Source organism: Pseudomonas ficuserectae, from assembly GCF_024584585.1.
GTDB lineage: Bacteria > Pseudomonadota > Gammaproteobacteria > Pseudomonadales > Pseudomonadaceae > Aquipseudomonas > Aquipseudomonas amygdali.
In genome coordinates, this window is sequence record NZ_CP085684.1 from 3,012,639 (window position 1) to 3,028,774 (window position 16,136).

The following is a 16,136-nucleotide window of genomic DNA, read 5'->3' on the forward strand; positions in this document are numbered from 1 at the left end:
CCGTGAACAACCCAGTCCCGCGCACCACTAAATTTGCTGTCAGCTACAAGCTCAACGGCGAACGCCGCTTCGAGTTCGCCCAACTGCAATCGGCCTCAACCGAAGAGGCCGAAGCCGCCTTGAAAAAAATGCACGGCCAGAGCGACGATCAAATCACTGACGTGAAGGTCAGCAAGGCGCTCTGATACCCGCAGGAGCTCGATCCGACCATGCAACGCAAAGGTGAAACTCCCGCCAATCTGGATCTGTTTGCCGACCAGACGACCCAGCCTGCAAGCAATGAGCTGATCGGGCCTGGGTCATGGCTGCTCAGAGGCTTTGCGCTGCCTGTCATGCCACAACTGCTGGACTCTCTTGAGGCGACACTGGCCCTTTCTCCATTCAGGCACATGCAGACCCCCAGTGGCTTGAGCATGTCTGCAGCGCTGAGCAGTTGCGGACAACTGGGCTGGATAACCGACCGTCATGGTTATCGATACACCGCAACCGACCCACAAACAGGCCTGGTATGGCCTGCGATGCCGGACGTCTTCATGCAACTGGCAAAGGATGCTGCGCACGCGGCAGGCTATGCCGACTTTATGCCTGACGCCTGCCTGATCAATCGATACATCCCTGGGGCGAAGATGTCTCTGCATCAGGACAAAAACGAGTACGACCATCGCTGGCCAGTGGTATCAGTGTCACTGGGTATACCGGCCACCTTCCAGTTCGGCGGCCTGCTGCGCAGCGACAAGACCCAACGCATATCACTGTTTCATGGAGACGTGGTGGTCTGGGGCGGCGAGGACCGGTTGCGCTTTCACGGCATCCTGCCCGTCAAACAGGCCGAGCACCCTCTGCTCGGCGAACAGCGGATCAATCTGACGTTTCGCAAGGCTGGCCGCGACGACTGATCATGCGCCTTCAAGCTCGCTCGATGTGCGAGCCAGTGCGGGGCACACCGCTCGATGCAGATTCAATGCGGTGTTGATAATGCCGATGTGACTGAACGCCTGAGGGAAATTACCAAGCATGCGGCCGTCCTTCGGATCATATTGTTCCGCCAGCAGACCAACGTCATTGCACAGATCACACAGCCTCTCAAACAGCCGCGCAGCATCATCAGCCCGCCCCAGCAGCACGTAAGCGTCAGCCAGCCAGAACGAACACACCAGAAACGTCCCTTCGCGGCCGGCGACACCATCAACACTGCGCTCGTTGTCGTAACGCAGCAGCAGGTCATCCTGCATCAGCGTGCGCTCGATCTGCGCGACAGTACCGATAACTCGCGGGTCTTCAGGCGCAAGAAAACCGGTCAACACAATTTGCAGCAGACTGGCGTCGACCTCTTTGGAGCCATACGTCTGCACGAAACTGCCAAGATCAGCATCGAAACCGCTGCGACAGACATCAGCGTGGATTTCGTCTGCCACACGCCGGTAGTGGCTCGCCAATGCACGATCCTCATCGTTTTCGGCAGCCTTGGCGATCTGAGTGGCGTTTCGGTCGAAGGCCACCCAAGCCATGACTTTTGAATGGGTAAAGTGACGTGGTTCTGAACGAATCTCCCAGATGCCCGCATCCGGCAGGTGCCAGATCTTTTCCAGATAGGGCATGACCACCTTGGAGATCGCCACGCTGCGCGGATGCTGCGGCATGCCGCCTCTCAGCGCCTGGATCATGGCATCGGCAACCTCGCCATAAACGTCCAGTTGCACCTGAGTCGCTGCGCCGTTGCCGACACGCACCGGCAGCGAGTTCTCGTAGCCACTCAGCCACGGCAGCTCGTACTCCTGCAAACGTCGCTCACCGCCTACGCCGTACATGATCTGTATCTGTTCCGGGTTGCCGGCAACCGAGCGCAGCAGCCAGTCTCGCCAGGCGGTCGCCTCCTCGAAATAGCCCAGATTCATGAACGCCAGCAATGTCATGGTGGCATCGCGCAGCCAGCAATAGCGGTAGTCCCAATTGCGCTCGCCACCCAACTGCTCGGGCAATGAAGTGGTCACGGCGGCAACAATGCCACCGGTAGGAGCGTAAGTCATGGCTTTGAGAGTGATCAGCGAGCGCTTTACCTGAGCCGTCCACGGCCCGACGTCAGGGCAGCGATCAGAAAACTCCCGCCAATAAGCTGCTGTAACCTCCAGCGCCTGATCGGCATCAATCTGCGCAGCCAGCGGCTCGAACGACGCCTGATACGCCAGCGTGAAAACCTTGCGCTCGCCCTCATCGACGTGAAAACGGCTGGCGGTGTGATGATCCTGCGGGTGCAAGGCCACAGGGCTGCGCAGCACCAGCATTTCCGGCCCGGCCACGGCAGTCAGGGTATGTTCATCCTTGCGCTCGACCCAAGGCACACTGCTGCCGTAATCGAAGCGAATGGCGAGGTCCACGCCGAACTCGACACGCCCGGACAGCCCGACCACGATGCGCACCACATAACCAGTCGTCTTCATGGGCATGAAATCGATCAGCATGGCGCGACCGTCACGGGTTTCGAAAACAGTTTCAAGAATCAGGGTGCCGTCGCGGTAACGGCGCTCGACAGCGATGACCTCTGCAGTCGGCGCAATCTTCCAGCGGCCCTGATCGTCGTTACCCAGCAACGCGGCGAAACAGGCAGTCGAGTCGAAACGGGGGAAACACAACCAGTCCAGCGAACCATCACGGGCGACGAGCGCCGCTGTCTGACAGTTGCCCAGCAATGCATAGTCTTCGATCAGTGCAGCCATTCAGAAATGCCCGTCGTGATGATGATTCGTCCGCATGCGCAAACTGCTCGATCAAGCTGGAAGAATGTAACGCTCGATGGCGACAGCAACGCCGTCCTGCTCATTGCTATCTGTAACATGATCAGCCTGTCCCTTGACTGTCTGCTCGCCCTGCCCCATTGCAATCGACAAGCCAGCCTTATGGAACATCGCCACGTCGTTACCACCGTCGCCAATGGCCGCCGTGCGAGAAAGATCGACTCCCAGGTACTTTGCCAATGTAACCAGCGCGGAGCCCTTGTTGGCCTCCAGCGCAGTCACGTCGAGGTAGTATTTTTGCGAACGCGCAGCCAGGGCCAATCCTTCGATCTGCGGGTTGATGCGAGCTTCCAGAGTCTTCAGCAGCTCAAAATCAGCGCTGGCCGCAACGATCTTGTCGACGCGATCAAGGTATGGCTCGAAACTCTCGACCTGAACATAGCGGTACCCGAGCGCGTCGAGCTCATGATCAACGTAATCGGCGTGAGGATCGAGCAACAGCCATTGATCGTCGGCAAACACCCAGATCGCAACGTTCTGGCCGGTGAACAGCTCAAGACACATCCTGACCGCGTTAGGGTCAATGCGATGAGCCACCAGCAGGCTGCCATCGGGATGAGTGATGGTGCCGCCATTGAATGCCACGGTGGGCAGATCCACACCCAGCGCTTCGATCACCTGGCGCATGGCTCTGGGCGGGCGACTGCTGGCCAGCGAGAAGTGAACGCCAGCGTCATGCAGGCGCTTGATGGAGTCGATATTGGCTTGGCTAAGGCTGTGATCACGGCGCAGTAACGTGCCGTCGATGTCGGACAACAGGAACTGTACGGGCAGTTCAGACATTCAATTCTCTCCATTCGCGGCCATCACGGCTCAGCAGCTCTTCACCCGCTTGCGGGCCATCCTTGCCAGCTTCGTAAAGCTGCACTTGCGGCTGCGCGGCCCAGGCGTCGAGGAACGGCTGCACGGCACGCCAGCCGTTCTCGATGTTGTCGGCCCGCTGGAAGAGCGTCTGATCACCGGTCAGGCAGTCATAAATAAGGGTTTCGTAACCTGTGGAGGGCTGCATCTCGAAGAAATCCTTGTAGGCGAAGCCCAGCGCGATATCTTCCATTTTCAGTTCCGGGCCAGGACGCTTGGCAAACAGATCGAACAACATGCCTTCGTTGGGCTGGATCTGAATCCTCAGGTAATTGGGCTTGAGGCGGTCGACTTCGGTGTCGCGAAACTGCGCATACGGCGCGGGCTTGAAGCAGATGGCGATTTCCGTGCTGCGAGCACTAATACGCTTGCCGGTGCGCAGGTAGAACGGCACCCCGACCCAACGCCAATTGTCGACCATGACCTTGAGCGCGACATAGGTTTCGGTCGTGCTGTCGGGCTCCACGCGATCCTCCTGACGATAACCGACAACCTCCTTGTCACCCATCGCGCCTTTCGCATACTGGCCACGCACCGAGTTGGCCAGAGCTTCCTCCTGACTCCAGGGCCGGATCGCTCCAACCACCTTGGCCTTCTCGCCGCGAACGGCATCGGCACCGAAAGCGGCCGGCGGCTCCATGGCAACCATAGCCAGCAACTGGAACAGGTGATTGGGCACCATGTCACGCAATGCGCCGGTGTGTTCGTAAAAACTGCCACGGGTTTCGACGCCTACGGTCTCCGCCGCCGTGATCTGTACGTGGTCGATGTAGTGGTTGTTCCAGAACGATTCGAACAGACCATTGGAGAAACGGCTGACCAGAATGTTCTGTACCGTTTCCTTGCCCAGGTAGTGGTCGATGCGGTAGATCTGCTTCTCGCTCATGACCTTGAGCAGGCAGCCATTGAGCTCGACCGCACTGGCCAGATCGGAACCGAACGGTTTCTCGATCACTACCCGGCGAAACCCGTCGCCGTTTTCCTGCAACAAACCTGACGAGCCCAGCCGCTTGGCTACTTCGCTGAAAAACCGGGGTGCGGTGGCCAGATAGAACACCGCGTTCGCGGTGCCGGTGCTCTCGATCTTGCTGGCGATGTCCTGATAGGTGGAGTCGTCGAGGAAATCACCCTGCACATAACTGATACGCTCGGCCAGCTTGCTCCACAGCGCAGGATCGAGTGGATCCTTGCCGCCACCGGCAACCTTCCCGGCGGCTTCGTCGCGAATGAAGTTCTCGAGCTTTTTCGCAAAGTCGGCATCGCTGATCGCATTGTGATCGACGCCGACGATGTGCAGCCCTTCATCCACCAGACCGTCGCGTGACAGGTTGTAGAGTGCCGGCATTAGCAGGCGCTTGACCAGATCTCCATGGGCACCAAACAGAAACAGGGTCGTGGGGGGCGCCACTTCGGCTTTTTGCTCGGCGCTGCCGCGCGACAGGCCCATTACTTGGGTTCCTTGTGGCCACCAAATCCGAAGCGCATGGCCGACAGCATTTTATCTGCGTAGGAACTCGCCTGACGTGAGCGGAAGCGCGCAAACAACGCACTGGACAGTACAGGAACCGGAACCGCCTGCTCGATGGCGGCTTCGATGGTCCAGCGCCCTTCGCCACTGTCGGCAACCGAACCGGAAAACGCATCCAGTTGCGGGTCTGTCGCCAGGGCATCAGCGGTAAGGTCCAGCAGCCAGGAAGACACCACACTGCCACGACGCCAGACCTCGGCGATATCAGCCGTGTTCAGATCAAATCGCTGCTCAGCCGGCAAATGCTCGGAGTTTTTCTGCTTGAGAAGATCGAAGCCCTCAGCGAAGGCCTGCATCATTCCGTACTCGATACCGTTATGGATCATCTTCACGAAATGACCGGAACCCGCAGGGCCGGAATGGATATAGCCACGTTCGGCGCGATCGTCGGTCGAGGTACGGCCTTTGGTGCGCTCGATCGAGCCAAGACCTGGTGCCAGCGTTGCAAACAGCGGATCCAGGCGCTCGACAACAGCAGCCTCGCCTCCAATCATCATGCAATAGCCGCGCTCAAGCCCCCAGACCCCGCCTGACGTGCCGACATCGACGTAGTGCAAGCCTTTTTCGGTGAGCTCCTGAGCGCGCCGAATGTCATCCTTGTAGAAGGTATTACCGCCGTCGATGATCACATCATCGGCGTCAAGCAACTGGCTGAGGGTCTGAATGGTCTCTTCGGTCGGCGCACCTGCCGGGAGCATTACCCAGATGGCGCGTGGCTTGTCGAGCGCATCGACCATTTCCTTCAGGCCTGCGACTGCAACCGAACCGTCATTGGCCAGGGCGTTGCGTGATGCCTCATCGCGGTCATACACAACAGTCGTGTGGCCGTTCAACATCAAGCGGCGTGCGATGTTGCCGCCCATGCGGCCCAGTCCAATAATCCCAAGTTGCATGAAGGTGCTCCTTAAATCGTAAAAAAGGTGCCGCACTTGCTGTCCAGCGCATCGACAGGTTACGAGCATGCTGGTTAGTCAAGCGAGGCGGAACGTCGGTTCCCTTGCGAGAAGATGAAGGCGTCTACGCCCTCCTGTGGTGCATTTTGTCGCGATTAATAAACATTCGCGACAATTAAAAATAAAAAAGTTCCAAAATCATGCAAAAGAAATCAAAATCGGTGCCGATAGAGAGGGTAAGCAGCGGCGCTCATGGATTGAAAGTCACTGCCACGGACCTTTCTGAGGTTGAATCCGCCATTTGCGAGGTGAGCAATGGGCACTGTACTACCAGCACTTGCACCACAAACCCTGTATGTCACGATCCGCCGCGACGAATTGCGTGCATTGAAAGAAGAGCGCGAGCAGTTGCAGAAAAAGGTCGCTCATTTGAGCTCGATGCTGCAGCAATCCCACTTGTCTGCACCCGGCAAGATGCTTCAAGCCTGACTGCCATTGCATCACCCTTTAAAACGCTTCAGGGCAAGCCCGATATTCTGGCTTGCCCACTTGATCTGCTCTCACAGTCTGCGCCCCTTCCCTGTCCGATTCTGCTGAACAGTTTTCCCTTGCACCCGACACGGCTGCACACAAACCTGCTGCGTACTTTATAGCGCCTTCTGCCAGAACATGGCACGCCCCATTTCAGGGCTCAACTGGTAATTGTCGAAACCGAGCTTCCTGTAGGCACCTTGAGCTACCTCATTGCCCTCCAGAACCTCAAGTGTCAGTTTGCAGCAACCTCGCTGGCGTGCAATCTCTTCCACCTTGAGCAACATTTTCTGGCTGATGCCCATACCGCGGTATTGAGCGACGACCGCAACGTCGTGAATATTGACCAGCGGACGACAGGCAAAGGTTGAAAAACCCTCAAAGCAATTGACCAGACCTACCGGCTCTCCGGAAATGAACGCCAGCACACTGAAAGCGTAGGGACGTTTGGCCAGCTCGATAGCCAACTGCTGACGCGCGTCGCTCGACAGCGGCCGACCTGTGCCCATGACATCCATCGAATATTCGTTCAGCACAAATCCAATTGCATCAGCGTGCACGGGATTCGTGTAACTCGCTTGCAGTACCAATACCTCGGGGGCTTCCATTTCCATCCTCGTCAATTCAATAAAAGTGATTCTGTAAAATCAGTCAAAGGGTAACTCTTTCAGGCCAGCACGTTATTTCAAGCCAGCTCTGTGACTAGAGCGTCTAGCCCGATTCTATCCTGCCTCGCTGCAAAATGTTCCAGCGCGGAGGTAGGAATTTTCTCGCCACGCCCACAGATTGACCGCCAGACGCACCCAGAAAAGGCGCGACGCACCGATGGAGCTCATGAGCACCTCCACTCACCCGTTTTTTTCGATAAAAAAGAAACGCATGAACTCGATTGTCGAACGATCCGACGACCGGTCATGCGCCATCGGGACTCGAATTTAACCCGTAAAAAAGCGCAACGACTGCCGGGCTGGCCCTTGCAGCGTGCCAACAAGCGCGGCTTCAAAGCCCTTGCCAGACATTCGCGCAGAAAAAAGTCGAAACTTCTCCAAAACGCCCCGGTCAGGTGAATGGAGCATCTATGCTATTGGCTGACATCCGGTAATGGCGACATCACGCGGCTTTGTCACTACGCATGGTCCAAACGGGTATTGATCTTGCGTAGTGCACGTATGTGTACCCGGCCATAGGAAATGGCCAATAAAAATCAAGTGATGCACCAAGAATGTTTTAAGGGGAAAAATCGATGATTAGCGCCGCTGTCAAAACCCAGAAGGGAGAGAGTTTTAACCAGCCTGTCGGCGAGCTGACTCATCTGCCAGTCTTCTCTACCAAGAGCGTTCCTTTGCTGCAATTACCAACCTCGACAATTCAGCCTACGCCGACCATGTCTCAGGTCAGCAGACGCAAAGTGTTGTTCGTGACCTCGGAATTGGCCGACCTGGTGAAAACCGGTGGGCTGGGCGACGTATCCGCCGCATTGCCACGAGCAATGCGCCACCTGCATGACGTGCGGGTTCTTATTCCAGGTTATCCGCAGGTCATCAACAGCGGAAACCCGATCCATATCATCAGCCAGCTGGGCGGGCATGCTGCACTGCCACCTTGCAAGGTGGGTCGCATGGACATGAAAGATGGCCTTGTGATCTATGTGTTGATCTGCCCTGAGCTTTACGAGCGTGAAGGCACGCCTTACGCCGACAGCGATGGCCGCGACTGGTCCGATAACCATATTCGTTTTGCCCGTCTGGGGCTCGCGGCTGCCGAATTTGCGGCTGGCGAAGTGAAAAGCCAATGGTGCCCCGAGCTGGTCCATGCCCATGACTGGCCTGCCGGCCTGGCGCCTGCCTACATGCGCTGGCGCGGGCAGTCCACGCCAAGCATCTTTACTATTCACAATCTGGCCTATCAGGGGACCGTGAGTACCGCTTCGAGTCGTGAACTGGGCATTCCAGATGAAGCGATCACCCCGGAAGGCATGGAGTTCTACGGCAAGCTGTCCTTCATCAAGGCAGGCATGGCCTTCGCGAGCCACATTACGACCGTGAGTGCCACCTATGCTCGGGAAATCACCACGCCAGAGTTTGGTTGCGGCCTGGAAGGTTTTCTGCAGTGCAAGGCTAACAAGGGTCAGCTCAGCGGCATCCCTAACGGAATCGACGAAAGCTGGGATGCAGCGACCGACGAACACCTGATCTGCCACTTTGCGCCCAACGAATGGACGCGCAAGGAAATCAACGCCGACTATGTGCGTGAGCTGTTTGAGCTGGATGCCTCGACCGGGCCCCTGTATGCAGTGGTTTCGCGCCTTGTGTATCAAAAAGGCCTGGACCTGACTATCGGGGTTGCCGAGCACATCGTCAACAACGGCGGACAAATCGCAATTATCGGTCGCGGCGAGCCCGAGGAAGAAGATGCCATGCGCGAGCTGGCCGCACGCTTCCCGGGGCGCATTGGTGTGCGTATCGGCTTCAATGAAACCGACGCTCGACGCATGTTCGCCGGCAGTGATTTTCTGTTGATGCCATCGCGCTATGAACCCTGCGGTCTGAGCCAGATGTACGCGCAACGCTTCGGCTCCCTGCCTGTCGCACGCAACACCGGCGGCCTGGCGGACACAATCGAGGACGGCGTGACCGGCTTCCTGTTCAAAGAATCAACCATCGAAAGCTACACCGAAGCCCTGAACCGCACGTTTCAGGTATTCGCCCACCGTGAGCTGCTCAACGCCATGCGCTGCCGTGCAATGGCTGCTCCCTTCAACTGGCATCAGGCAGTAGAGCCCTACGCAGATCTCTACCGTGACCTGTTGAAGAAAAACGTGAGCATTTCCAGCAACTACTAGTTTAAGGATCAATGGATGCCACTGCGTACAGACGATAACTGGCGCCACGGCGCCGTCTTGCTAGACCTCGAACACACCCGGTTTGCCCTCTGGGCACCGGATGCCAACTACGTAAATGTCGAACTCCAGGATGGCCAGGGTGTTCAGTCACTGGCCATGCTGCCCCAGCCGGACGGCTGGTTCGTCCTTGAGGCCCGCTGCGAAGCGGGCACTCGATACCGCTTCAAAATCGACCATGAACTGGAAGTGCCTGACCCCGCCTCCCGCGCGCAGGTCGACGATGTCCATTCTCAAAGCTTCGTAGTGGACCCTCTGGCCTATTCATGGCAAAACACCTCATGGCAAGGTCGGCCGTGGCATGAGGCGGTGATCTATGAGCTGCACGTAGGTGCGATGGGCGGCTATGCTGCGGTGGAAAAACACCTGCCGCGCCTTGCGCAAATGGGCGTTACCGCGATCGAGCTGATGCCGCTTGCGCAGTTTCCCGGTGATCGCAACTGGGGCTACGACGGCGTTTTGCACTACGCCCCGCAATCTTCCTATGGCACTCCGGAAGAGCTCAAGCACCTGATCGATACAGCTCACGGTCTTGGCCTGATGGTAATACTGGACGTGGTGTACAACCACTTCGGCCCGGACGGCAACTACCTGGGAAGTTACGCCAAGGAGTTTTTCCGCAGCGATCTGCATACCCCGTGGGGCGATGCCATTGATTTTCGCCGCCCGCAGGTGCGCGACTTCTTCGTCGACAATGCGCTGATGTGGCTGCTGGAATACCGCATCGACGGCTTGCGCATGGACGCTGTGCATGCCATTCGCGACGAAACGTTCCTGCCAGAATTCGCAACTCGCGTACGCGGCCAGATCGAGCCGGGCAGGCACGTGTGGCTGAACCTTGAGAACGAGTTCAACCAGGCCGGTCTTCTGGAGAAAGGCTTCGATGCACAATGGGACGACGACGGGCACAACACTTTGCACGTGCTGCTGACCGGTGAAACCGACGCCTATTATTCCGACTTCGCTCAGGAGCCTACGCAAAAGCTTGCGCGCCTGCTAAGCGAAGGGTTTGTCTATCAGGGCGAACAGACGCGGCATGGACACACGCGAGGAGAGCCCAGCGGCCACCTTGCGCCGACTGCCTTTGTATTGTTCCTGCAGAACCATGATCAGATCGGCAACCGCGCACTCGGTGAACGTTTGCCGCAGCTGTGCACGCCTGCTGCGCTGAGGGCCGCAACCGCCCTGTTGCTGCTTTCGCCGATGATTCCGCTGATGTTCATGGGCGATGAGTGGGCGGCCAGCGAACCGTTTCTGTTCTTCACCAGCCACCATGGCGAACTGGCCGATGCGGTGCGCGAAGGACGTCGCAAGGAGTTCGCCGACTTTGCCGCATTCGCCGATCCGGAAAAGCGCGAGCACATTCCCGACCCGAACGACATCAAGACATTCGAGGCATCACGTCCGGCGTTTTCGGCAGTTGATCTGGAGACCGACAAAGGCCTGGATCACCGCAGCTGGGTCGACTTTTATACACAGTTGCTGGCTTTGCGGCACAAAGAAATCATGCCGCGCCTGCCCGGTGCACGCTTCCTGAAAACCGATATTCTCGGCGACAAGGCAGTCAGTGCACGCTGGGCGCTTGGCGATGGCAGCGAACTGCGTATCGACCTGAACCTGAGCGAACAGGCTGTCGATGCTCCGCCGCAGCAAAATGCCCGGCAGATATTCTCCAGCGCCGCAAAATCGTCCGAACTTTCCCCGCAGGCCATCCTCAATCCTTACACGGCCATTGTCAGCCTGACAGCAAGTGATGTTCTGGAGGAACAGGATGAACAATGAGCAACTGGAGAGGCTTGCGACCGAGGCAGGGCTATCGGTGCATTGGGTCGATGCCAACGCTCGGCCGCAGACTGTCAGCCCTGATGTACTGCGCAAGGTTCTGGAGGCGCTGGGCTATCCGGCCGAAAACGGCGAGGCTATCGATGCCAGCCTGTTAAGTCTGCAAAACGCCAGCCACGGCAAAAGCGCCCCGCCGCTGCTGACGGTCGACACGGACAGTAATCTGGATCTGTCCGAGTGGTTTGCGCCGCAAACGCCATTCACGCTGCACCTAGAAGACGGTTCATCGCTGGACGCCAGGCTAACCGCGTCCGGCGAACTTCCAGCGCTGGCACCGCCCGGCTATCAACAGTTGGAGATTGCCGGTCAACATCTGACCATCGCTGTCGCCCCTAAAACCTGTTTCAGCATGGCAATGGCCACCGATGCGCCGAAGCCACATGGCTGGGGTCTGACTGCTCAGCTTTACAGCCTGCGCCGCGAGGGCGATGGCGGTTTTGGCGATACGGAAGCACTGGAGAAGGTTGTTCGCGCTGCCGGAGAGCGCGGGGCCGACGCGCTGGGCATCAGCCCGATCCATGCAATGTTCGCCAATGACCCACACCGTTACAGCCCTTATTCGCCGTCCAGCCGACTGTTTCTAAATAGCCTGTATGCGTCGCCCGGTGCCATTCTGGGTGAACATGCATGGCGTCAGGCGATAGAAGATGCGCGCGTCGGCGACGAAATGAAGCAACTGGAAGCACAGCAGTTGATTGACTGGCCTGCTGCTGCCCAAGCCAAGTGGAAAGCGCTGCACAAGCTGTACGAAGGGTTCAGTGCGGGTGATCACCCCTTGCACGAAGACTTCAACAGCTTCCGCCACAGCGGTGGCGAGGCCCTGGAGAACCACTGCCGCTTCGAAGCGCTGTGTGCCGAATCCGAAACGTTGAATATCGGCAGCAATTGGCATGAATGGCCGGAAGAGTTCAAAGACCCTCGTAGTGACGCCGTCGCAGCATTTGCCGAAGCGCACAGCGAGCACATCAGTTTTCATGCATTCGCTCAATGGCTCATCGCCCGCGGCCTGGAGCGTGCGCAGTCTGCCGCACGCAGCAGTGGCATGCGCATCGGCCTGATCGCCGACCTGGCAGTGGGTGCCGATGGTGCCGGAAGTCAGGCCTGGAGTCGTCAGGACGAGTTGCTGTCGGCTCTGACTGTTGGCGCACCACCCGACATTCTCAACCGTGCCGGCCAGAGCTGGGGGATTTCCGCGTTTTCACCGGACGGCCTCAAGCGTAACGGTTTTCGCGCGTTCATCGAGATGCTGCGGGCCAACTTCGCCCATGCCGGCGGGTTGCGTATCGACCATGTCATGGGCTTGCAGCGGCTATGGGTCATCCCTCAGGGGGCGCCTCCAAGTGAAGGCGCGTATCTGAATTTCCCGTTGGACGACATGCTTCGCCTGCTGAGTCTGGAATCCTGGCGGCACAAGGCGATCGTGCTCGGTGAAGACCTTGGGACTGTGCCCGAAGGTCTCAGCGACAAGCTCAGCGCTCGGGCGATTCTGGGCATGCGTGTGCTGCTCTTCGAACAGAACAACGGTCAGTTCAAGCCCATCCTTGACTGGTCGGACCAGGCACTGGCCACCACCAGTACCCACGATTTGCCGACACTGGCAGGCTGGCTCAGCGAGCTGGATATCGAGTGGAATGCCCAGCTGGGTCACATTGACGAGCAACATGAATCGCAATGGCGTGAAGAACGCGGGCGCGAATATGCAAGCCTGTGCCGAGCCTTGAGTCAGAACGTCGACAGCCTGCCGTCCGACAGTGAAGACCCTGAGCAGATCATCGACGCGAGTATCCGCTATCTGGGTCACACGCGCGCTCCACTGGTGCTGCTACCGATGGAAGACGCGCTGGGTGTCAAGGAGCAGGCCAACCTGCCCGGCACCATTGACAGCCACCCGAACTGGCGCAGACGCCTCCCCGGCGATGCGGCCTCCTTGCTTGATAACCCGAATGCTGCTCGACGACTGGAATTGCTCTCCCAATCCCGGCTGCAAGCTGCGGAGCGTGACCAATGACCCGTCCATTACAGCCTTTGCGCGCTACCCAGCGTTTACAATTTCATAAAGATTTCACGCTCGACGATGCGGTGCCACTGGTGCCCTACTTCGCCAGCCTGGGGATCAGCCATGTCTATGCCTCGCCGCTGCTCAAGGCGCGTGCTGGCTCAATGCATGGTTACGACGTCGTCGACCCGACCGTCATCAACCCGGAACTGGGTGGCGAGCCTGCCCTGCTGCGTCTGGTATCGGCCTTGCGCGAACACGGCATGGGGCTGATCCTCGACATCGTCTCCAACCACATGGCCGTCGGTGGTGCAGACAATCCCTGGTGGCTGGACCTGCTCGAATGGGGTCGGCGCAGCCCGTATGCCGAGTTCTTCGACATTCAGTGGAATTCGCCGGATCCGTTGCTGGAAGGCCAGTTGCTGCTGCCGTTTCTGAGCAGCGATTACGGCACCGTCCTGCAGGCCGGAGAAATCCCGCTGCGCTTCAACGCCGAGCGCGGCATGTTTTATATCGAGCACTACCAGCATCATTTCCCGATCTGCCCGCTGACCTATGATTCATTGCTTCAGGCAGTCGAACACCCGCAATTGAAGGAAATGGGCCAGCGCTTCACTGCGCTTGCTCAATACCCGCAAGCCTACGAACGTGCACGTCAGGCCAGAACCGAGCTGGCCGAGCTGGCGAAAGATCCGCAGGTGCTCAAAGGCATCGAGCAGATCCTTGCGCACTTCGACTCCAGCAAGCCGGAAGGCTTTCAGCGTCTGCATCAGTTGCTGGAACGTCAGCACTATCGTCTGGCCAGCTGGCGTACTGCCGGTGATGACATCAATTGGCGGCGCTTCTTCGACATCAACGAGCTAGGTGGTTTGCGTGTCGAACGGCCACAGGTATTTGAAGCCACCCACGGCAAGATATTCCAGCTGATTGCCGACGGCCTGGTTGACGGGTTGCGGATCGATCATATCGATGGGCTGGCCAACCCGCGCGGCTACGGCCGCAAGCTGCATCGCCGGGTAAAAAGCCTGCTCAAGCTGCGTCCTGCCGAGGCGCGCATTGATCATCTGCCTATTTTCGTCGAGAAAATTCTGGGGCCGGATGAGCCCTTGCGTGAAGACTGGAGCGTGGACGGCACGACCGGCTACGAGTTCATGAATCAGGTCTCGCTGCTGCAACACGATCCCAAGGGCAAAGAGCCACTTGGAGAGCTGTGGAGTCGACTGACAGAACGTACAGCTGACTTCGATCAAGAAGTGCTGGTGGCCCGGGATCTGGTCCTGCACGGCACACTGGCGGGCGATTTCGAGAACGTCGCGCAGTCGTTGCTGCAAGTTGCACGCAGCGACCTGATGAGTCGTGACCTCACGCTGGGTGCAATTCGCCGTGCCCTGCTCGCGCTGATCGTCAATTTTCCGATTTATCGCACCTATATCTCGGTATGCGGCCGCTCGGCGCAGGACGACAAGTATTTCCAGCAGGCAATGGAAGGCGCTCGCACCACTTTGAACGAAGGCGACTGGCCAGTGCTGGATTATCTGGCACGCTGGCTGGGTGGCGAAGCGTGGCGCAAACTGCCACGCGGACCGTTGCGCAAGCTGTACAAGAATGCGTGTGTACGGTTCCAGCAACTGACCTCCCCGGTTGCCGCCAAGTCGGTTGAGGACACCTCGTTCTATCGCTCTGCAGTGCTGTTGTCGCGCAACGACGTAGGCTTTCATCCGCAGCATGTCAGTGCGCCGGTGGAAGACTTCCATCAGGTCTGCCTGGAGCGTCTGGAAAAATTCCCCGACAACTTGCTGACCACTGCAACGCACGATCACAAGCGTGGCGAGGACACACGTACACGCCTTGCGGTCCTGAGTGAATGTGCGCCGTGGTACGCCGAACAGGTAGAACGCTGGAGACAGCTGGCAGTGCCCCTGAAAGGCGAAGAACCGGCCATCAGTGCGGGTGACGAGCTGATGCTTTATCAGGCCTTGCTGGGCAGCTGGCCGCTGAGCCTGGAGGGCGAAGAAGCTCACCAGGAATACGCGAAGCGCATGGTGCAGTGGCAAGAGAAAGCCCTGCGCGAAGCCAAGCTGCAAAGCAGCTGGAGCGCGCCGAATCAGCCTTACGAAACGGCTTGCCGCGAATTTCTTGAACGTTTGCTGTTGGCTCCTGAAGCGCTCGCGTTGCGCCAGTCACTGAGTGCAACGGCCAATCGTATCGCGACCGCCGGGGCACTCAACAGTCTGGCGCAAACCTTGCTACGCTTGACCGTACCCGGTGTTCCCGATTTGTATCAGGGCACCGAGTTCTGGGATTTCAGCCTGGTGGATCCGGACAACCGGCGACCGGTTGATTATGCAGCCCGACAGAAAGCGCTGGCAGAAGATGCAAGCGCTGCCGACCTGCTCGATAACTGGCAGGATGGCCGCATCAAACAGGCGCTGATTGCGAAGGTTTTGAACCTGCGTGCCGAGCACCCAACGCTGTTCAGCGAGGGGCGTTATCAGCCTCTGGAAATAAAGGGTAGCCACGCCGGGCACGTGATGGCTTTTGCCCGGGAGACACAAGGAGTACGCGCTATCATCGTAGTCCCACGCACAAGCAGTGAACTATTGGGTACTGCGCAAACTCCATTGATTAATGCTGCCAATTGGGGCGACACACGGATTATGCTTCCGTTTGCCGACTCTGGATCTGACTGGAAAGGACTCTTTTCCGACGGTGTCGCAACACACGTTCGGGAGATACCGCTCAGTGCAGCGCTTGAAAGATTTTCCGTCAATTTGCTTATTCAAACTATGTAATA

The 16,136-nt window shown here is 58.2% G+C and carries 12 protein-coding genes; 7 read left to right on the plus strand and 5 right to left on the minus strand.

Features of this window, described 5'->3' with window-relative positions:
- Nucleotides 1-2 precede the first annotated feature (2 nt).
- Both LJU29_RS13210 and alkB read left to right on the plus strand, forming a co-directional pair.
- On the plus strand, nt 3-185 hold the full coding sequence (locus tag LJU29_RS13210; RefSeq protein ID WP_002553289.1) for a hypothetical protein: 183 nt from the start codon (nt 3-5) through the stop codon (nt 183-185).
- A 24-nt stretch (nt 186-209) separates the two neighbouring features.
- Nucleotides 210-896 carry a DNA oxidative demethylase AlkB gene (gene alkB / locus LJU29_RS13215; protein ID WP_122321985.1) on the plus strand — a complete coding sequence of 229 codons (687 nt, stop codon included), beginning with the start codon at nt 210-212 and terminating at the stop codon, nt 894-896.
- Here the strand turns inward: alkB and LJU29_RS13220 are convergent, their stop codons facing one another.
- From LJU29_RS13220 to gnd, 4 genes are read right to left on the minus strand one after another with little or no spacing between them, the layout of a single operon-like run.
- Nucleotides 897-2,714 (minus strand): glycoside hydrolase family 15 protein, encoded by a 1,818-nt coding sequence (locus tag LJU29_RS13220; RefSeq protein ID WP_257112622.1) that lies wholly within the window; start codon nt 2,712-2,714, stop codon nt 897-899.
- Between the two features lie 51 nt (nt 2,715-2,765).
- Nucleotides 2,766-3,575 (minus strand): Cof-type HAD-IIB family hydrolase, encoded by an 810-nt coding sequence (locus tag LJU29_RS13225; protein WP_054996266.1) that lies wholly within the window; start codon nt 3,573-3,575, stop codon nt 2,766-2,768.
- A complete protein-coding gene (gene zwf, locus LJU29_RS13230; RefSeq protein WP_257112624.1) occupies nt 3,568-5,100 on the minus strand; it encodes a glucose-6-phosphate dehydrogenase in 1,533 nt (510 codons plus the stop codon). The genes LJU29_RS13225 and zwf overlap by 8 nt, the downstream gene beginning before the upstream one ends.
- Nucleotides 5,100-6,074 carry a phosphogluconate dehydrogenase (NAD(+)-dependent, decarboxylating) gene (gene gnd / locus LJU29_RS13235; RefSeq protein ID WP_004664947.1) on the minus strand — a complete coding sequence of 325 codons (975 nt, stop codon included), beginning with the start codon at nt 6,072-6,074 and terminating at the stop codon, nt 5,100-5,102. Before gnd ends, zwf begins: the two co-directional genes overlap by 1 nt.
- Nucleotides 6,075-6,389: 315 nt before the next feature.
- Here gnd and LJU29_RS13240 point away from each other — a divergent pair, with 315 nt between their 5' ends.
- The gene (locus LJU29_RS13240; protein WP_057424056.1) at nt 6,390-6,563 is read left to right on the plus strand and encodes a DUF6026 family protein; all 174 of its coding nucleotides are present in this window, start codon (nt 6,390-6,392) and stop codon (nt 6,561-6,563) included.
- Nucleotides 6,564-6,721: 158 nt separating this feature from the next.
- Here LJU29_RS13240 and LJU29_RS13245 read toward each other — a convergent pair whose 3' ends face one another.
- Nucleotides 6,722-7,213, minus strand: a complete 492-nt coding sequence (locus LJU29_RS13245; protein WP_004658555.1) for a GNAT family N-acetyltransferase — start codon at nt 7,211-7,213, stop codon at nt 6,722-6,724.
- A 635-nt stretch (nt 7,214-7,848) separates the two neighbouring features.
- Here LJU29_RS13245 and glgA point away from each other — a divergent pair.
- The 4 genes from glgA to LJU29_RS13265 are packed head-to-tail and all read left to right on the plus strand — an operon-like array spanning nt 7,849 to nt 16,134.
- A complete protein-coding gene (gene glgA / locus LJU29_RS13250) occupies nt 7,849-9,447 on the plus strand; it encodes a glycogen synthase GlgA (protein WP_057424055.1) in 1,599 nt (532 codons plus the stop codon).
- A gap of 15 nt (nt 9,448-9,462) precedes the next feature.
- Nucleotides 9,463-11,286 (plus strand): malto-oligosyltrehalose trehalohydrolase, encoded by a 1,824-nt coding sequence (gene treZ / locus LJU29_RS13255; RefSeq protein WP_005780308.1) that lies wholly within the window; start codon nt 9,463-9,465, stop codon nt 11,284-11,286.
- Nucleotides 11,276-13,354 carry a 4-alpha-glucanotransferase gene (malQ, locus tag LJU29_RS13260; protein WP_005780307.1) on the plus strand — a complete coding sequence of 693 codons (2,079 nt, stop codon included), beginning with the start codon at nt 11,276-11,278 and terminating at the stop codon, nt 13,352-13,354. The genes treZ and malQ overlap by 11 nt, the downstream gene beginning before the upstream one ends.
- Nucleotides 13,351-16,134, plus strand: a complete 2,784-nt coding sequence (locus LJU29_RS13265; protein ID WP_257112628.1) for a malto-oligosyltrehalose synthase — start codon at nt 13,351-13,353, stop codon at nt 16,132-16,134. Before malQ ends, LJU29_RS13265 begins: the two co-directional genes overlap by 4 nt.
- Nucleotides 16,135-16,136: the final 2 nt, after the last annotated feature.